Genomic DNA, 19,084 nt, shown 5'->3' with positions numbered 1-19,084 from the left:
AATTCAAGTGAATTTGTTTGAAAGAAGAACTTTAAAAGCTTTATTTTCACCCGATAAAATACCCATAAAACAAGAGGAAGCTCAAATGAGCTTCCTCTTGTGAAAAATTGTGGGACAGCAGTGAGCTTACAGCTCCCTTTTTTCTCTTCATCACACTTCTTACATTCCAACATTACCCCTAACTTTTCGTTCCGTCCTTGCTCAGTGATAACCCAAGGACGGTTTTGCCAAGGCGGATCATGCCGGACATGCTGTGTATGGCCACAAGCTAAAATAGCATACCAATGATTTTCATCATCCAAGGCAAAATCAACAATGGCTTGCTGCATATCGGACACCTATCTAAACTGAACTTATGTTGAAAAGGGGAGAGAGCTCATGCTGAGCAATCACAACGGCTTGAATATCAAATTGCTAAATAGACTGTGAAATTTGGTTTATTTCTGCCGCACGCTTACGCCGCGACAATTCTATTTTTCCCGCCATGTTTGGCTTTATACAGCGCTAGATCAGCACGCTTAATTGTATCTTCGTAGGTACAATCTTCAGGCATGATGGTTGTTACTCCTATGCTCACGGTGACATGGGCGTTATCTATTGAAAACCGACTTAATTCTTTTCTGGAATGTTCATGAATCCGTTTGGCAAATTGAATGGCTTGTTCACAGCCCGTGTTGGGTAATGCGACCACAAACTCATCTCCACCTAAGCGGCAGGCGCAATCAGTCTTGCGCAGCGTTAAACGAAGAATATCTGCGACTGCTCGGATTGCCTCATCACCGACATGATGACCTTTGCTGTCGTTGATTTTTTTGAGGTTATCAAGATCGAACATCAAAATCGAGGTCTGTATGGAATGTCGTAGGTATGACTCATAATGTAATGCTAAGTCATGCTCTAATTTTCTTCGATTGAAAAGACCGGTTAACTGATCCGTATGGCTGAGTTCCTTCAGCTTAATTTCCAAGTTGTGACGCGCTGAAATATTACTTGCGACCCAAAGCACAACGTCTTCTTCATCTACCGAAAAACTGAGGGCTTGGATGCGCACCTCAAACCAAATGGGCTCTTCAGGACCATAATCGGGCAGACCTTTTACATCCCTATTGCTCAATTCGTACTCTTCGATGAGTAGATTTCCTGACGCTAGAGCTTGGTCGATCAGTTGCATAAACAAGTTGGCTTTATCTGGCTTGATCACATCTGAAATATAGGTACCAACAAGACCGGAACCATCGTGGTAATAGCGATTATCGCGCCCACCAAAAACCGCAACGTATTTTCCACTACGCGATATGACAAAAGCAGGGTCTGGCAAAGCATTAAGAATGATAGCCATCTGCTCAATGTTGATCATTAATTAATTCTATTTCTTTATTTACAATAATTAACACAATAGCTAAAAAAAAATAAAAAGCACGTGTTTTTTCACCAAAAATAGTGATGGGCGAGATGTAGATGTGATGAATATCTGTATCGATTGTTTGGCGTCGATTTACACAGGCCTAACGCCATAATGCTTTCACGGCTTATTTCCTTTATTGAGATAAGGCCGATGATAGAAATATATCGAATTATCGCCTGCATCACACGAATCCATACATACACATGCAAAATCAGAATAAACAAAAGAAAAATCTCGGCTATACTCATTCATAAATTAATAATGAACAGAGCACTGAATAATGCGTGTACTTGTTGTGATGGATCCCATCGAAAATGTAAACCTAAAAAAAGATACCTCAATGGCCATGCTGTGGGCAGCAGCACGTCGTGGACATGAGCTAGGCTATGCATTACAGCAAGATTTATATATCGATCAAGGCAAAGCCTTTGGTTTGATTTCTCCGCTAAAAGTTTTTGAAGATTACAACCACTATTACGAACTCGGCGAAAAACAAAAAGAATCAATTGCAGCTTATGACGTGGTTTTGATGCGTAAAGATCCGCCGTTTGATATGAACTTTGTCTACACCACCTATATTTTGGAACAGGCTGAACGCGAAGGCGCATGGATTATTAACAAGCCACAAAGCCTACGTGACTGCAATGAAAAATTGTTTGCGACGCAATTCCCTGAACTTCAAGTACCGACCTTAGTGACCTCGCAGCAAAGCCTGATTCGTGAATTTTTGCAAGAACACGGCGATGTGATTGTGAAGCCATTAGACGGCATGGGCGGTATGGGCATTTTCCGTTTATACCAAGATGGCGTTAATATTGGTTCAACCATTGAAATCCTGACCAATAATGGCACACAGCCGATTATGGCGCAGCGTTACATCCCTGAAATTGTGGATGGTGACAAACGTATTTTGATGATCAATGGCGAACCCGTACCGTATTGTTTGGCGCGTATTCCGCAAAATGGTGAAGTGCGTGGCAACTTGGCGGCAGGTGGTTTGGGCGAGGCGCGTCCATTGACCGAAAATGATAAAGCCATTGCAGCCAAAGTCGGACCATTCCTTCGTGAAAAAGGTTTGGTCTTTGTTGGTTTGGATGTGATTGGTAATTACGTGACTGAAATCAATGTCACCAGTCCGACCTGCGTACGTGAAATTGATGCGCAATTTGGCACCTCGATTGCCGATGATTTATTTGATGTCCTTGAGGCAGGTTTAAAAGCTTAATTTTGCACTAGATTTAAAAGAGTCCTTCACGGGCTCTTTTTTTGGCCTGCGCTAAGGGGAGGGGAGCTTAAAAAGCAAAAAAACTGTAAGTGAATGCAATTAAAGTGAAAAATTGTCTGATTTTTTTTCAATTCTCATAGATTAATAATAAAACTAGTTTAAACTTTTAAAATAGTAGAAAAAAACAATCATACGCCTGTTGAAAAAAAGTAAATTACCTTTCACGGTCATGCGTTTGTGATTACAATTGTTTGCTTAAAATCGAATATCATTAGCCTCTTTTTAGAATTGAAGAATTAGACAGTGACCGAAGTAACGCAAGTAAAGCCGAAACATGTCATGATGATGGCTGCCGGAACCGGTGGTCACGTCTTTCCAGCGCTCGCTGTTGCCAAAGAGTTGCAACAACAAGGCTGTGAAGTTTCTTGGCTCGCAACGCCAACAGGCATGGAAAATCGCCTGCTTAAAAATCATAATATTCCAATTTATCAAATTGATATCCAAGGCGTACGCGGCAATGGAGTCGTGCGTAAGCTGATGGCACCATTTAAAATTCTCAAAGCTACATTGAGTGCCATGCGTTATATGAAACAACTCAAAGTCGATGCAGTTGCAGGCTTTGGGGGGTATGTGGCTGGGCCGGGTGGCTTGGCAGCTCGTGCATTGGGCATTCCAGTCATTATCCATGAACAAAATGCGGTGGCAGGTTTTACCAATACGCAGTTGTCACGTGTGGCCAAAATTGTTTGTCAGGCATTTCCAAATACCTTTCCAGCACAAGATAAAATCGTAACCACAGGGAATCCTGTACGTAAAGAAATTACAGAAATTTTAAATCCGTCATGGCGTTACCAAGAGCGTGAAAAAGCTGGGTTGCCATTACGGGTTTTAATTGTGGGTGGCTCACTGGGCGCACGTGCCTTAAATGAATGTGTGCCGGCAGCCTTGCAGCAATTAGAACAGCCACTCAGTGTATATCACCAGTGTGGTCAAAATAACGCTGAAAGCACATTGGCTCGTTATGCAAATGCACCTGAACATATGCAAGTTGAAGTTCAGCCGTTTATTGAAGATATGGCAGCAGCCTATTCTGCAGCGGATTTGATTATCTGCCGTGCTGGTGCGCTAACCGTCACTGAAATTGCGACAGCAGGTGTAGCAGCCGTGTTTGTTCCTCTGCCAAGTGCTGTGGATGACCATCAAACTGCAAATGCAGGGTTCTTGGCCAATATCAATGCCGCAAAAATTTGCCCACAAGCGGACATGACCGCAGAAAGTTTAACAGCGTTGTTGAAGCCGCTGATGAATCGCCAACGACTTATGGAAATGGCGGTTAAGGCTCGACAACAGGCACAACCCGATGCGACACAGCACGTGGTTGGTTTAATTCAAGATTTGTAAAATTCGAGTAATCTATGTCTCCATCAACGCCTGCCGATCAAGCGAAAAAGCTCATTAAAGTGCCAGAAATGCGCCGTATTAAACACATCCATTTTATTGGAATTGGTGGTGCGGGCATGTGCGGTATTGCCGAAGTATTGAAAAACCAAGGCTATAAAGTTTCAGGTTCAGATATTAAAGCGTCGAAAACCACGGCTCAGCTTGAAGAAAATGGCATTCAAGTTTTCATCGGTCATGCTGCTGAAAATATTCAAGGTGCCAATGTAATCGTGGTATCAACAGCCATTGATTCTGAAAACCCAGAAGTGAAAGCGGCGATTGAAACCCGTACACCTGTTGTACGTCGTGCAGAAATGTTGGGTGAATTAATGCGTTACCGTCATGGTATTGCCGTTGCTGGGACGCATGGTAAAACCACGACAACCAGTCTTGTGACCTGCATGTTGGCAGAAGAAAATCTGGATCCAACTTATGTCATTGGTGGTTTGTTAAATCGTACTGGTGTGAATGCTGCATTGGGTGCAAGTCGTTATATCGTGGCAGAAGCGGACGAGTCAGATGCGTCATTCCTGCATTTACAGCCGATGGCAACGATTGTCACTAATATCGACGCGGACCATATGGATACCTATGGCGGTAGCTTCGATGTATTGAAAGATACCTTCGTACAATTCTTACAGCGCCTTCCATTTTACGGTTTAGCTGTGATGTGTGGTGATGATGCCAACATCCGTGAAATTATGCCGCGTATTGGTCGTCCTGTCGTGACGTATGGTTTCAATGAAGACAACGACATTCGTGCCGTTGATGTGGCTCAAGAAGGCATGCAATCACACTTTACAGTTTTGCGTAAAGACCGTGAGCCGTTACGTTTAACCATTAACTTGCCAGGTCTTCATAACATCTTAAACGCCTTGGCAGCGATTGGTATTGCAACGGATGAAGGCGTTTCTGATGCTGCGATTGCGCGTGCCTTAGAAAGCTTCAGTGGTGTAGGTCGTCGTTTCCAAGTACAAGGCGAATTTGAAGTTGAAGATGGCTTGGTGAAATTGGTCGATGACTATGGTCACCATCCAAAAGAAGTGGAAGCGACCATTAAAGCTGCACGTGCAAGTCATCCAGATCGTCGTTTGGTGATGATGTTCCAGCCACACCGTTTTAGTCGTACGCGTGACTGTTTTGATGACTTCGTCGATGTCTTGTCTCAAGTCGATCAACTGTTGTTATTAGAAGTTTATCCTGCAGGTGAAAAACCAATTGTGGGTGCGGATAGTCGTGCGTTGGCTCGAAGCATTCGTCTCCGTGGTGAAGTTGAGCCGATTCTCATCGATCCAGTAGAAGGCAACTTACAAGCAGTAATGAAAAAAGTGTTACAAGCAAATGACTTGTTATTAACACAGGGCGCAGGTAATGTTGGAGCAATCTCAATCGAACTTGCTCAAAACAATCTCTATGTAAAATGATCACCGCTTGGTGATCCAAAGTTTGTTTAGACTGTAGATAAAAGTTTAAGGATATAAACGTGTCAAATGCTTCAAAATTCGGCAAAGTTGCCGTGTTATTAGGTGGGAAATCTGCCGAACGTGAGGTTTCTCTCGATAGTGGTAAAGCTGTACTTGAAGCATTGGTGCGTTCGGGTGTAAATGCCGAAGCATTTGATCCGCAGCAACGCAGTGTGACTGAGTTGGTGGCTTATGACCGTGCATTTATCGTACTTCATGGCCGTGGTGGTGAAGATGGTCAAATTCAGGGTACTTTGGAATGGTTAAACATTCCGTACACTGGAACGGGCGTTCAAGGCTCGGCGATTGGTATGGATAAAGTCAAAACTAAACAAGTTTGGCAAGGTTCAGAACTACCGACAGCACCTTATCGTATTGTCAGCAAAGATTCAGATTTACAAGAAATTGTAGATTCAATTGGTTTGCCATTTATCATTAAGCCGGTGCATGAAGGCTCAAGCATTGGTATGAGCAAAGTTGAAAAAATTGAAGACTTTGCAACCGCAATTGCAAAAGCGACCCAGCATGATGCAGTTGTGATGGCTGAAAAATGGATTACCGGACGTGAATTTACCATTGTGATTTTAAATGGTCAGGCATTACCGGTGATTCGTTTAGAACCGCCTGCAGATGTGGCTTTTTACGATTACGAAGCGAAATATAACCGTAACGATGTGCAATATGGTATTCCATGTGGCTTGACTGAAGATGAAGAAAAGCGTCTACAAGCTTTATCTTTACGCGCTTTCCAAGCGGTAGGTGCGAGTGGTTGGGGCCGTATTGACGCGATGCAGGATGCAGAAGGAAACTTCTGGTTACTTGAGGTAAATACTGTTCCGGGTATGACCAGTCATTCTCTAGTGCCAAAAGCGGCCAATGCCGTAGGTTATAGTTTTGATGATCTTTGTGTCGCGATTTTGGAACAAACCCTGACAGGTGCGGCACACTAAATTATGGCTCAACTTCCTGCGTCTATGCGCCGTAAACGTGCAGCAACGACATCGATACATGACAAACCACCGACACGTAAGGAAAAGCTTACCAATGTGGGTGGATGGCTGTTGTTGTTTATTGCATGTGTGGTTTTGATTGCCGGAATTTGGGGGCTATATAAAGTCATGACGGATGCACGTGTGGCTGAACTTGATGTGGTGGGTGTGCGTAGCGCCCAAGAAAAACAACAAGTGATGTCATACGTTTCACCGATGATGACTCAAAATTATTTTACCTCTGATTTACGTGTCATTCGTGACCGTACTTTAGAAATTTCGTGGGTCGATCGCGTGGTGGTATCACGTGCTTGGCCAAATGCAATTCGTGTACGGGTGATGCCGCGTCAAGCGATTGCACGTTGGGGAACTGGGCGACTGTTAAGCGACAGTGGTGATGTATTTGCCGAATTAACCCCGACCAATCATCAGAATTTGCCGTTATTGCATGGGCCGACGAGTCAGTCCAAAATGATGATGCGTCGCTATAATGAAATTAATCAATTATTTATACCTGTTGGCATTCGTTTAAAAGAATTATATTTAACCGAACGAATGACTTGGTTTATGCAGTTTGATTCAGGCTTACGCGTGATTGTCGATCAAGATCAGACCATGAGTAAGTTGCAGCGTTTAAGTTATCTCGCACACAGTGACTTAAAACCTGTATGGCCACGAATTTCTGCCATCGATTTGCGCTACCGAAATGGTTTAGCGATTCAATGGAAAAACTCTGTGCCAGCAAAGTCGGTAAATGGTCAGTTTGTTGTAACCAGTGATGACATAGGCATTGCGAATGCAGCGCCGGTAAAGCCATAATGATCGGCTTTATAAGTAGAGGCTTTAAGCCATAAATTAAACAAACATGTGAATGGTAGTAGTAAATAATGAATGAAGCTGTTCCCTCGGTTGTTGCGATTGACATTGGGACACACAAAGTTTCAGTTTTGATTGGTAAGGTACACGCGCCAGACAATATCCAAGTGGTAGGGATGGCGACCGCTCGTAACCGCGGCATGAATAAAGGGAAAATTGTCAGTCTCGATAAAGTTGTTACCGCAATTAAAAATGCAGTGCAGGAAGCGGAAGATATGGCGGAATGTCGTGTACATTCTGCGTGGATTTCCATTCCAAGTGCTGAACTAAAAAGTTTTTATGCCTCTGGTCGCACTCCAATTGAAAATAATGACCATGCGATTACCACCAATGAAGTGGTGCGTGCATTAGAACTGGCCAAAGCCAGTCATTTAACGTCTGACCACTATTTGGTGAGTGCTGTACCTTTAGGTTTTGAACTAGATGATGAACCTGAGTGGGTATTAAACCCGATTCGCATGTCAGCACGGAGTATGACAGGGCATTATCATTTGATGATGTTGCCCATCAGCACCATGCAGAATTTGGATCGTGCATTAAAAGGCGCCAATATTGGTGTTGAACGCATGGTCATTTCATCATTAGCAACAGCTGAAGCCAGTTTGCTTAAAGATGAAAAAGAATATGGTGTGTGCTTGGTCGATATTGGTGCAGGTACGACCAATATCGCGGTGTATTTAGATGGTCGCTTGGCGATGACACATACCTTGCAACGTGGCGGTGAGCATGTAACACGTGATATTGCTGCTGTATTGCAAACCACAACAGAAGAAGCGGAACGCATTAAGCTGTTGTATGGTTGTGTCGACCTGAAAGTGGTTAAACCTGAAAGTATGATTCAGTTCCAAGGGATTGATGGTCCACAAACCATTAGCCGTATTGAACTGACCGAAATCATTATTGCGCGCTATGAAGAAATCTTTAATCAAGTGCGTAATGAATTGGTCGATCATGGTGCAATTCATGGTTTATACCATGGTGTTGTACTCACAGGTGATGCCTGCCAAATTGAAGGAATGGTGACATTTGCACGCCGGATTTTAGGTGTCTCTGCACATTTAGGTAATCCACCTATGCAAGTGTATGCCGATGATCAACAGCAAGCAGCTTTACGTCGTTCACAATACGCGACTGCCGCAGGTCTGTTAATTTTCAGTCAAAGCGAAACACAAGATACGATCGTTGAGCCAGAAGATACGGAAAAACTTTCAGTATTGAATCGGGTAAAACGGGCATGGTCGGGCTTCAATGACACCTTGAAGTCGATCTTTTAAGTTGAAATATTTGGGAATATTGTTGGGAAGTTGTACGGATTATTGCTTGTACTTGACAAGCTGGAACTTGGACAGCATTCTAAAAAACAATTTTTATTAAGATCAAGGCAGTATACGGGCTGAAGTGTCTGCCAATTATGGATTAGGAATTTTTTAGGCATGGCCTCATTTGAATTTTTAGAAGATGATCAAAGCGACAGCAACGGTCAAGCCCGTTTCACAGTATTCGGTGTAGGTGGTGCTGGCGGTAACGCTGTGCAACACATGTTGGAATCAGATATCGAGGGTGTGAAATTTGTTTGTGCCAATACAGACAAACAAGCACTCGATCGCATGAATGCACAATTTAAAATCCAACTGGGTGAGCAAAGTACCCGTGGTTTGGGTGCAGGTGCAAATCCACAAGTGGGTCAAACTGCTGCTGAAGAAAGCCGTGAGTTGATTCGCCAACACCTTGAAGGAACGGACATGGTGTTCGTGACTGCAGGTATGGGCGGTGGTACTGGTACAGGTGCTGCGCCGGTTGTTGCTGAAATTGCCAAAGAAATGGGTATCTTAACTGTAGGTGTGGTGACGACTCCGTTTAACTTTGAAGGTAAACGTCGTCAGCAATCTGCTGAGAAAGGTATCGAAGCCCTTGAGCAACATGTTGATTCTCTAATTATTATTCCGAACCAACGCCTGCTAAAAGTGTTCCGTGATATCTCGATGAAAGATGCTTACAAAAAAGCAGACGACGTACTGTTAAATGCTGTACGTAGTATCTTTGATCTTGTGGTGCGTCCTGGTCATATCAACCTTGACTTCGCCGATTTGAAAACTGCGATGAGTACACGTGGTTATGCCATGATGGGTGCAGGTTCTGGTCGTGGTGAAAACCGTGCACGTCAAGCTGCTGAACAAGCGATCCGTAGCCCATTGTTAGATAACGTGACCATCATGAATGCAAAAGGCATTTTGATTAACGTAACAGGTGGCGATGACGTAACCTTCGGTGAAATTGAAGAAATCACAGATGTAGTGAACCAAATTGTGGATCTTGATGAAGGTCAAGTGTTCTACGGTACGGTATTTGATCCAGATGCACGTGATGAAATTAGTGTAACTGTGATCGCAACGGGTTTAACGCGTAATTCTGCCGATTCTGCTGAGCCAGTGAAACGCCCTGTCGCACAAGCAACACGTACAGTCGCTTCTGCACAAGCTCCTGTAGATGAAGATGATGTACCAGCGATTCAACGTCAACATAATGAAGCAGCTGCTCCGGCGGCTGCGGTGGCGTCAGCATCGAATTCACGCCCTACGCCAATGAGTATTCAAGACTACTTGAAAAATCAGCAACGTAAATAAAACAAATTCAATGACTTAAGTGTCTATTGATTGCAAAAGGTAGCTGATCAGCTACCTTTTTGTTTTTTATCAATGGCTAAATATGCTAACGTATAGCGGTTTTGTGAACTGATGATAGAAGACACATGTTGAAACAACGTACCCTGAAACGCATCGTGAAAGCGAGTGGCATCGGACTGCATAGTGGGCAAAAAGTGATGATTAACTTTGTGCCACATCATGCCGATGGGGGCATTGTGTTTCGTCGTATCGACTTAAATCCACCGATTGATATTCCAGCTGATGCTATGCTGATTCAAGAAGCATTCATGTGTTCTAACTTGGTGCAAGAAAATGCTAAGGTGGGCACAATTGAGCACATTATGAGTGCGATTGCTGGTTTAGGGATTGATAACCTGATCGTGGAAGTGTCGGCGTCTGAAGTGCCCATTATGGATGGGAGTGCCGGCCCATTCATTTATTTGCTTATGCAAGGTGAACTACAAGAACAAAATGCACCTAAAAAATTCATAAAAATACGCAAACCTGTCGAAGCACTGATCGATGATAAACGTGCTGCCTTCCAACCGCATGACGGTTTCCAATTAAATTTTACGATTGATTTTGACCATCCTGCATTTAAGAAAGAATTTCAATCGGCAACCATCGACTTTTCAACCGAAACATTTGTCTATGAAGTCAGTGAAGCGCGGACTTTTGGCTTTATGAAAGATTTGGATTATCTCAAAGCCAATAATTTGGCTTTGGGGGCGAGTCTCGAAAATGCCATTGGCGTAGATGAAAATGGTGTGGTCAATGAAGAGGGTTTACGCTTCTCGGATGAGTTTGTTCGTCACAAAATATTAGATGCTGTGGGTGATTTATATTTGCTTGGTCATCAAATTATTGCGAAATATGATGCCTATAAGTCAGGTCATGCATTAAATAATCAGTTATTACGCAATGTCAAAAGTGATCCAGATAGCTATGAAATTGTAACATTTGATGACATTAATGATTGCCCAATTAGTTATGTGAATGTGACATAAGTCATTGTCTTATAATAGTGATGTTATATTGTATCATTTGTAAGTGTTAAGTCTGTCACATTCTGAGCATTCAAATTTGTCTGTTACAACTGGGTGGTTACTTTTTATTGCTTGCCAAACGCAGCATTGCTTGGCTAAGCTTAGGGTCGCTCACAAAGTCAGCAGCATTACGGAGTAAATCCTGAGTTTCTGTACTGAGGGTTCTTGAAATTTTTTCAGGGGAATGGGGCGTTGGAGACGGAGTTCTCAGACGGACTTGAATCTTGTGCAAATCCTTGAATTCGTATATTTGTGATAATTGTGCAATATATTGCTTTTGCAAATAGGCCAACTGACTAATCAGTGCCTGATTTTCTCCAGTTAATATAAGTACACCATTTATATAACAAACAACTTGCCATTGATCCGGTTGGGGCAATAGCGGTTGAACAATTTTCGTAAGTTTCTGCCATACAGCAACTTGCGTTGAGAGAAACGACAAGTTTCCTGTTTTTATGTGTTTTCTTGTTGGTTGAAAGACGTTGACAGGTTCTGACATACATATTTCCTACATGTTTATGTCTTAATCTTATGCGCTCCTTTTGGCTGATATCAAGGACGAAATCACACAAGGAACAAAAGAGAACAGTTTATAGAGGTTTTTTATGCATTTACGACGTATTTTATTGGCGTTTTCATTGGCAGCTTCGGCCGCTTCAGTCGCTTTTGCAGATTTAGTTGAATTAAATCAAGCAGACTCATCATCAGATCGTATTGAACAGTTAACTCGCACTTTGTCTCAAGGTGCTTACTCTGAAAGCAATGATATTGATGTTCCAGCGGAAACGAAGTTGAATGTTCAAATTCGTGAAAAATCAATTGAACTCAACAATGCGACAATCGCAAAAAAATACGGTTCAAGCAATTCCTCTCAAAACTATTCAGCAAGTTCAAATAATCCATATTCATGGTTAATTGCCCACCCACTTCCAGACATGAAGCGCGTGAGCTCAAACTATGGTGGTCGTACCATGGGTGGCCGTGCAGAAAATCATTCAGGTTTAGATCTTTCTGCGGCAAGTGGCACACCTATTTATGCAACAGGCCCTGGCATAGTAACTAAATCAGGCTGGGGCACAGGTTATGGCCAATATGTTGAAATCAACCATGGTAATGGTTACCTGACACGTTATGCACATGCATCACGCTTAATTGCACGTGTAGGCGACCGTGTTGCTGCGGGTGAGCATATTGCTAACGTTGGTTGTACTGGTCGTTGTACTGGCCCACATTTGCATTACGAAGTAGTGAAAGATGGTCAACGTAAAAATCCATCAACGTATTTAGCGATGTTACCATAAGCACATATAACATCTATATGCGAAGCCATTGTCTGAACCTCTACAGACAATGGCTTTTTTATTTATCGCTAATAACTATAAAATTATCATTTTAAAAAATATTGTCTGTATGAAAAATGGCGAAAATTGACCCAAAAATGTAAATTTGTGTAATTGTTAATCAATGAGTATTTAGTAAATAAATAACAGAGCTATTTCGTATTCATCTGTGGCGATAACTGAGCCTAGCCAAAATATGGTACTAATAGAGCCATATATTTAGCACATAGGATAGGTGAAGTATGGCGTTTTATGGCGATACAGATGCGCAAGAAACCCAAGAATGGCAGGACGCATTTGATTCAGTTTTACAGCACATGGGAACTGACCGCGCTGCATTTTTGCTTGAAAAACTCTATCAACAAGCGATTGCTAAGCACGTTCCCATTCAGCGACTAAATACTCCTTACTTAAATACCATTTCAGTTGAAGAACAGCCGCCTATGCCGGGTGATTCGGATATGGAGCGCCGTATTCGTGCGCTGATCCGCTGGAATGCCTTAGCGATGGTACTGCGTGCCAATAAAACAGGTGATGACTTAGGTGGTCACTTGGCAAGTTTTGCATCATCTGCAACTTTATATGACGTGGGCTTTAACCACTTCTTCCGTGCCAATAGCGACAGCTTTGGCGGTGACATGATCTATTATCAAGGTCACTGTGCACCGGGTATCTATGCACGTTCGTTCTTAGAAGGTCGTTTGACTGAAGAACATTTAAATAATTTCCGTCGTGAAGTGGGGGGTAAAGGTTTGCCGTCATACCCACATCCGTACTTGATGCCAGATTATTGGCAGTTCCCAACCGTATCGATGGGTCTAGGCCCGATCATGTCGATCTATCAAGCACACATTCAAAAGTACTTGATGAACCGTGGCCTGATCAAAGAAGAAAACCGTAAAGTTTGGGCTTACCTCGGTGATGGTGAGATGGATGAGCCTGAAAGTACAGGTGCCATTTCACTTGCAGGCCGTGAAAAGCTCGACAACCTGATTTGGGTCGTGAACTGTAACTTACAGCGTCTAGATGGCCCAGTTCGTGGTAACGGTAAAATTATTCAAGAACTTGAATCATTGTTCCGTGGTGCAGGCTGGCGTGTGATTAAGGTGGTATGGGGTCGTCATTGGGATCCGCTACTGGCAAAAGATGATTCAGGTGCCTTAAAAGCGGTGATGGAAGAAGCGGTTGATGGTGACTTCCAACGCTATCAAGTGAAAGGCGGTGCGTATACGCGTGCGCATTTCTTTGGTAAATATCCTGAAGCTGAAGAGTTGGTTCGCAACTTAAGCGATGAAGATATTGATAACCTGAACCGTGGTGGTCATGACCCATTCAAAGTGTATGCGGCTTATGCCGAAGCGATGAAGGAAACAGGTCAGCCAACAGTTATCTTGGCAAAAACAGTCAAAGGTTATGGTTTGTCGGAAGAGATTGAAGCAGTCAACAAGACGCATCAAATCAAGAAAATGCAGCTTGAGTCGTTGAAATATGTACGTAACCGTTTCAACTTGCCATTTACCGATGAACAGCTTGAAGAAGTGCCATTCTATCGTCCGAGTGAAAACTCGCCTGAATTGAAATACATGAAGGCGCGTCGTGAGGCATTGGGTGGTTATTTACCTGCACGTCGTAAAGAAAGTGAACAGCTGGCGATTCCTGAATTGTCTGTGTTTGATGCGGTACTGAAAGGCAGTGGCGGTAAAGAGCAATCGACGACCATGTTGATGGTACGTTTGATTTCATCATTATTGAAAGAAAAAGCCATTAAAGATCGTGTCGTACCAATTGTGCCAGATGAAGCGCGTACTTTCGGTTTGGAAGGTATGTTCCGTCAGTTGGGGATCTATGCTGCGCATGGTCAAAAATATACCCCTGAAGACCAAGAACAGTTGATGCATTACCGTGAAGCTAAAGATGGTCACATGTTACAAGAAGGGATTAACGAAGCGGGTGCGATGAGTGCTTGGGCTGCGTTAGGAACCAGTTATTCAACCAATAACTTGCCAATGATTCCGATGTATATGTACTACTCGATGTTCGGTTTCCAGCGTATTGGCGATATTGCATGGGCTGCAGGTGATGCACAGGCGCAAGGTTTCTTGTTAGGTGCAACTGCGGGTCGTACAACACTGAACGGTGAAGGTTTACAGCACCAAGATGGTCATTCACATATCTTGGCAAATACGATTCCAAACTGTATTTCTTATGACCCATGTTTTGGTTATGAGTTGGCAGTAATCGTACATGACGGTTTAAAACGCATGTACGTGAACCAAGAGCGTGTGTTCTACTACTTAACAGTAATGAATGAAAACTACGAACATCCAGCTATTCCTGAAGGTGCTGAAGAAGGCATTAAACGTGGTATGTATCTCTTCGAAGAAGATGAGAAAGCAACGGTTCAGTTGATGGGTTCAGGTGTGATTCTGCGTGAAGTGATTAAAGCAGCGAAAATCCTTCGTGATGAATATCAAATTCATTCAAATGTGTGGAGCGTCACTAGCTTTAACGAATTAGCTCGTGATGGTATGGCGTGTGAAGAATACAACCGCCTACATCCGTTGGCTGAAGATACGAAAGAAGCTTGGGTCTCTCAATTACTTCGTGAAAAAGACGGTATTGTGGTATCGGCAACCGATCACATGCGTGCATATAGCGAACAAATCCGTGCCTATCTTCCAGACAATCGTCCGTTCGTTGCATTAGGCACAGATGGTTATGGTCGTTCAGATACACGTGGCAACTTACGTAGCTACTTTGGTGTCGATGCCGCACATATTGTGGTAGCAACATTGAAAAAACTCGCGGATGAAGGCGAAGTTGATGCACGTTTGGTTAAAGATGCCATTTCAAGCTTTGAACTAGATACTGACCGTCCAGTGGCATGGGCTCCGCAGGAAACGCCGGAACTGCATGCTGTGGCTGACTACAAAGAGGAGAACTAATCATGCAAATTACGACTCCTGATATTGGTGTAGATAAAGCAACGGTCGCTGAGATTTTAGTGAAAGTCGGCGACACCATTAGCGTTGATGACAGCATTGTGTTGTTAGAGTCTGACAAAGCCTCTGTTGAAGTGCCAAGCACTTCGGCAGGCGTGGTGAAAAGCATTGCAGTTAATCTGGGTGACAGTGTTGCTGAAGGTGCTGTGCTGATCGAGTTGGAAGCAGAAGGTCAAAGTGCTGCTACAGCTGAGCCAGTACAAAATGCAACTGAAGACCAAGCAGCAGAACCAACACCGGTTGTGGAAGCAGAACAATCTGCAGCAGCACCTGTTGCAGCCAATGCTCCACAGTCGCAAAGTATTGATGTGCAAGTCCCTGATATTGGTGTAGAAAAAGCTACGGTGAGTGAGATTTTGGTCTCTGTTGGTGATGAGATTGATGTTGATCAAAGCATTATCGTGGTGGAATCAGATAAAGCGACAGTCGAAGTCCCAAGTACTGTATCAGGCCGTGTCGAATCGATCACGATCAGTGCTGGCGATGTGGTGAAAGAAGGCGTAGTGATTTTAACGGTAAAAACGGCGGCTTCATCTGCTGCTGTTGAATCGGCTCCTGTGCAAGAAACTGCACAGCCTGTTGTTGCAGCAACACTAGCGTCGTCTACGGCTGCGGCGTCTGGACCTGTTGAAATTGCAGTGCCTGACTTAGGTGTTGATAAAGCAGCAGTGGCTGAAATTTTAGTCGCTGTGGGTGATGTGGTTGAAAAAGACCAAAGCATCATCGTGGTGGAATCAGACAAAGCAACGGTAGAAGTGCCAAGCTCTACAGCTGGTAAAATCACCGCGGTTCATGTTCAGTTAGGGCAAAGTGTCTCTGAAGGCGTCGCTTTAGTGACGATTGAAGCCGAAGGTCAAGCTGTTGCAGCACCCGCGCCAGCAGCGAAATCTGCTCCAGCTGTAGCACAGCCTGCGACAGTTGCTCCAAAAGCTGAAAGCAAAGTTGAAACAGCACCGCAACCACAAGGCGCAGATAAGCTCACCAAAGAGCAAAATGCTGCCAATGCCAAAGTGTATGCAGGACCTGCCGTTCGTAAGCTTGCACGTGAATTGGGTGTGGTTTTGGCAGAAGTCAAAGCATCGGGCCCGCATGAGCGTTTAATGAAAGAAGATTTATTCGCTTATGTGAAAACCCGTTTGACCACTCCGCAAGCTGCACCTGCAGCTCAAGCTGTGGCACAGGTTTTAGGTTTGCCGAAGTTGCCAAGTTTTGATGCTTTTGGTGGTGTCGAAGAGAAAGTTTTGACGCGTTTACAACAAGTGTCGATCCCGCAATTGTCTTTAAACAACTTTATCCCGCAAGTAACACAATTCGATGCTGCGGATATTACCGATCTTGAAGCTTGGCGTAATGATTTAAAAGCTAACTTTAAGAAAGAAGGTATTGGCTTAACCATTATGGCTTTCATCATCAAAGCAGTGGCTTATTTGTTGAAAGAAGAGCGTGAATTTGCAGGTCATTTGTCTGATGATGGCAAGTCAGTATTGTTACGCAATGAAATCCATATGGGGATTGCCGTTGCAACGCCTGATGGTTTGACTGTGCCTGTACTGCGTAATCCAGATCAAAAATCCATTAAGCAGATTGCAATTGAGTTGGGTGAGCTGAGTCAAAAAGCACGTGACAAAAAATTGTCGCCGAAAGATTTACAAGGTGCGAACTTTACCATTACCAGTCTGGGTTCAATTGGTGGCACGGCATTTACACCGTTGGTCAACTGGCCACAGGTGGCGATTTTGGGTATTTCACCTGCAACCATGCAGCCAGTATGGAATGGTGAAAGCTTTGATCCACGTTTGATGCTGCCGCTGTCATTGTCATACGATCACCGTGTGATTAATGGAGCGGACGCTGCACGTTTTGCCAATAAACTGACGAAGCTGCTCAAAGATATCCGAACTTTATTGATCTAATCTGACCTGTTTAAGTTTCAAAATGAACCCTGCTTTGGCAGGGTTTTTTTATGGCGTGGTGGTGGACTGACAAAGCCAATCAGGAAGTTCAATGGGTGAAGGGTAGAGCTTTAATGCCGAGTTTGCGTTGAGGTTATAGGTGAGTGGAAGCGTACGATGTGGCTGCGCCGTCGACCAAAGCTTATGTCGTAAATGTTCAAAGCGTTGGAAGTCTTTTAAAAATAAACCCCAAAACTTTTCATAATGCCCCAGTTCTTGCACATGTTGATGTTGATACGCATGTGTTTGGCCCTGTTGGTGCTGGAAGTCATAGCCCATCAGCCAAATACGCTGCGGTTGAAAGAGATGTGCGAGTGAATAGGCTTGAAGGCCGCAATTATTACCATAAACAAAGTACGGTGAATGAAATAACTCCGCTTGCGTATCGATGCGCACGGTTTTAAAGTTAATCACTTCATGTTCAGGATATGGACGGTTGTGACCTAAACCACATCCGCTAATGATCTCACCTCGAAAGGATGCTTTGAGCATGGGTTGATAGTGTAACCACCACGCATAATCTGAATGATGGGCAATTTGAGCCTGAGGAAGTTGAAGAAAACTTTGATTACAGCAAATGATTAGCAGCTTGTTTGAGGGCTGAATGGTGGTTAAGTCAAAACTGAGCTGAGATGGACCACCTGCAATAATTAATACATCCTGCACATGTATATAGTGTTGAATAAATTCTTGAAATTTTTGATTATTGTTTTGCATATCAAATTGAGTCATCGAAAATTAAAATTGCGAAAACATGCATTCCTCGCTAGAATAACATTACTTCATTGGGGAGTAGCCGCTTTTTACGCAAAGTAAAAAGGTGATGGTCAACATATTTGCTCTAAAACGAGCATGGTCATCATAGCAAAGAACCAAATGAGCTCTTCGTAGCTTTCTTTTGTTGGCAAGACCTTTGATTTATCACTCTGCACATTGGCTAGCAGGAGGGATAAGTCATCGGTATATGTTATTGCTAGCCAGAGAAATGCACCATGTTAACCGCTTTCTTCATTTCCCTTGCTGTTGTTGCCCTGTCAGAAATGGGCGATAAAACACAATTACTTGCCTTACTGCTTGCTGCACGTTTTCGTAAACCCGTTCCGATCTTAATTGCAATTTTCCTCGCGACTGTGGTGAACCACGGGGTTTCTGCTGTGCTGGGTCAATGGATTACCACTGTTTTAAGTCCAACCGTTTTATTGTGGATCGTTTCTCTGGGCTTTATTGCTATGGCGGTGTGGATGTTGATCCCCGATCAATTGGATGATGAATCTGAAAGTATCAATAAGTGGCAAAAATATGGGGTTTTCACCGCCACTTTCGTTTTGTTCTTCTTGGCTGAAATTGGAGATAAAACCCAAATTGCCACTGTTGCACTGGCTGCACGCTTTGACAGTATTGGCTGGGTGACTTTGGGGACGACATTAGGCATCATGTTGGTTAATGCGCCTGCGGTATTTATTGGGAACAAGCTAGCTGAAAAACTACCGATTTCACTGATTCATAAAATTGGCGCCCTAGTATTCTTGGTGATTGGTTTGGCTGCGTTGGCACAACACTATTTATTTTAAATGGCGGATTCAAGCGGCAAGTGCAACAGTATAAAAACCAGCCATAACTTCACTCGGTGTATACCAACCTAGTGTTTTTCTAGGACGATGGTTGAGTGCAAATTCTATCTGCTCTATTTGTTCGTTTGAC

The 19,084-nt window shown here is 43.5% G+C and carries 15 protein-coding genes, 2 pseudogenes and 1 riboswitch; of the genes and pseudogenes, 12 read left to right on the top strand and 5 right to left on the bottom strand.

All coding sequences use genetic code 11. The features are described 5' to 3' along the window. Positions 1 to 143: 143 nt before the first annotated feature. Both FTV03_RS13630 and FTV03_RS13625 read right to left on the bottom strand, forming a co-directional pair. Positions 144 to 329 (bottom strand): annotated as a pseudogene (locus FTV03_RS13630) (DUF3565 domain-containing protein); the annotation flags it as partial. A 125-nt stretch (positions 330 to 454) separates the two neighbouring features. Next, the gene (locus tag FTV03_RS13625; RefSeq protein ID WP_180041750.1) at positions 455 to 1,357 is read right to left on the bottom strand and encodes a sensor domain-containing diguanylate cyclase; all 903 of its coding nucleotides are present in this window, start codon (positions 1,355 to 1,357) and stop codon (positions 455 to 457) included. A gap of 328 nt (positions 1,358 to 1,685) precedes the next feature. On the opposite strand from FTV03_RS13625, the gene gshB reads away from it, so the two are divergent. The 8 genes from gshB to lpxC all read left to right on the top strand — a co-directional run bounded on the left by gshB (position 1,686) and on the right by lpxC (position 11,050). Further along, positions 1,686 to 2,630: a glutathione synthase gene (gene gshB, locus FTV03_RS13620; protein ID WP_078190578.1), complete on the top strand. Its 945-nt coding sequence runs from the start codon at positions 1,686 to 1,688 to the stop codon at positions 2,628 to 2,630. A gap of 303 nt (positions 2,631 to 2,933) precedes the next feature. Then, positions 2,934 to 4,031 carry an undecaprenyldiphospho-muramoylpentapeptide beta-N-acetylglucosaminyltransferase gene (murG, locus tag FTV03_RS13615; RefSeq protein ID WP_168379398.1) on the top strand — a complete coding sequence of 366 codons (1,098 nt, stop codon included), beginning with the start codon at positions 2,934 to 2,936 and terminating at the stop codon, positions 4,029 to 4,031. Positions 4,032 to 4,045: 14 nt separating this feature from the next. Next, positions 4,046 to 5,494, top strand: a complete 1,449-nt coding sequence (gene murC / locus FTV03_RS13610) for a UDP-N-acetylmuramate--L-alanine ligase (protein WP_078190576.1) — start codon at positions 4,046 to 4,048, stop codon at positions 5,492 to 5,494. A 59-nt stretch (positions 5,495 to 5,553) separates the two neighbouring features. Next, positions 5,554 to 6,483: a D-alanine--D-alanine ligase gene (locus FTV03_RS13605; RefSeq protein ID WP_078193219.1), complete on the top strand. Its 930-nt coding sequence runs from the start codon at positions 5,554 to 5,556 to the stop codon at positions 6,481 to 6,483. A 3-nt stretch (positions 6,484 to 6,486) separates the two neighbouring features. Then, complete coding sequence (locus FTV03_RS13600) at positions 6,487 to 7,341, top strand: cell division protein FtsQ/DivIB (RefSeq protein ID WP_078190574.1); 855 nt, start codon at positions 6,487 to 6,489, stop codon at positions 7,339 to 7,341. Between the two features lie 68 nt (positions 7,342 to 7,409). Next, the gene (gene ftsA / locus FTV03_RS13595) at positions 7,410 to 8,672 is read left to right on the top strand and encodes a cell division protein FtsA (RefSeq protein WP_078190573.1); all 1,263 of its coding nucleotides are present in this window, start codon (positions 7,410 to 7,412) and stop codon (positions 8,670 to 8,672) included. A 159-nt stretch (positions 8,673 to 8,831) separates the two neighbouring features. Then, positions 8,832 to 10,022, top strand: a complete 1,191-nt coding sequence (gene ftsZ, locus FTV03_RS13590) for a cell division protein FtsZ (protein ID WP_180041748.1) — start codon at positions 8,832 to 8,834, stop codon at positions 10,020 to 10,022. Positions 10,023 to 10,147: 125 nt separating this feature from the next. Then, positions 10,148 to 11,050, top strand: coding sequence for a UDP-3-O-acyl-N-acetylglucosamine deacetylase (gene lpxC / locus FTV03_RS13585; protein ID WP_180002680.1), 903 nt, complete (start codon positions 10,148 to 10,150; stop codon positions 11,048 to 11,050). Between the two features lie 97 nt (positions 11,051 to 11,147). Here the strand turns inward: lpxC and FTV03_RS13580 are convergent, their stop codons facing one another. Beyond that, the gene (locus tag FTV03_RS13580) at positions 11,148 to 11,588 is read right to left on the bottom strand and encodes a DciA family protein (protein ID WP_168379402.1); all 441 of its coding nucleotides are present in this window, start codon (positions 11,586 to 11,588) and stop codon (positions 11,148 to 11,150) included. A gap of 106 nt (positions 11,589 to 11,694) precedes the next feature. On the opposite strand from FTV03_RS13580, the gene FTV03_RS13575 reads away from it, so the two are divergent. The 3 genes from FTV03_RS13575 to FTV03_RS13565 all read left to right on the top strand — a co-directional run bounded on the left by FTV03_RS13575 (position 11,695) and on the right by FTV03_RS13565 (position 17,344). Next, positions 11,695 to 12,390 carry a M23 family metallopeptidase gene (locus FTV03_RS13575; RefSeq protein WP_180022341.1) on the top strand — a complete coding sequence of 232 codons (696 nt, stop codon included), beginning with the start codon at positions 11,695 to 11,697 and terminating at the stop codon, positions 12,388 to 12,390. A 281-nt stretch (positions 12,391 to 12,671) separates the two neighbouring features. Then, complete coding sequence (gene aceE, locus FTV03_RS13570; protein WP_180041745.1) at positions 12,672 to 15,374, top strand: pyruvate dehydrogenase (acetyl-transferring), homodimeric type; 2,703 nt, start codon at positions 12,672 to 12,674, stop codon at positions 15,372 to 15,374. 2 nt (positions 15,375 to 15,376) lie between these two features. Further along, complete coding sequence (locus FTV03_RS13565; RefSeq protein WP_180041743.1) at positions 15,377 to 17,344, top strand: 2-oxo acid dehydrogenase subunit E2; 1,968 nt, start codon at positions 15,377 to 15,379, stop codon at positions 17,342 to 17,344. A 48-nt stretch (positions 17,345 to 17,392) separates the two neighbouring features. Here the strand turns inward: FTV03_RS13565 and FTV03_RS13560 are convergent, their stop codons facing one another. Beyond that, positions 17,393 to 18,100 (bottom strand): methyltransferase type 11, encoded by a 708-nt coding sequence (locus FTV03_RS13560; RefSeq protein WP_180041741.1) that lies wholly within the window; start codon positions 18,098 to 18,100, stop codon positions 17,393 to 17,395. A gap of 58 nt (positions 18,101 to 18,158) precedes the next feature. Further along, positions 18,159 to 18,301, top strand: a riboswitch (yybP-ykoY riboswitch). A 74-nt stretch (positions 18,302 to 18,375) separates the two neighbouring features. Here FTV03_RS13560 and FTV03_RS13555 point away from each other — a divergent pair. Further along, positions 18,376 to 18,954 (top strand): TMEM165/GDT1 family protein, encoded by a 579-nt coding sequence (locus tag FTV03_RS13555; protein WP_180041739.1) that lies wholly within the window; start codon positions 18,376 to 18,378, stop codon positions 18,952 to 18,954. Positions 18,955 to 18,963: 9 nt separating this feature from the next. Here FTV03_RS13555 and FTV03_RS13550 read toward each other — a convergent pair. Continuing rightward, positions 18,964 to 19,084: pseudogene (locus FTV03_RS13550) on the bottom strand (IS30 family transposase); the annotation flags it as partial.

This window comes from Acinetobacter sp. YH12218 (assembly GCF_013417925.1).
Classification (GTDB): Bacteria; Pseudomonadota; Gammaproteobacteria; order Pseudomonadales; family Moraxellaceae; genus Acinetobacter; species Acinetobacter amyesii.
Note: the sequence above shows the minus strand (reverse complement) of the source record. Positions and strands in the feature narration are given on the sequence as shown.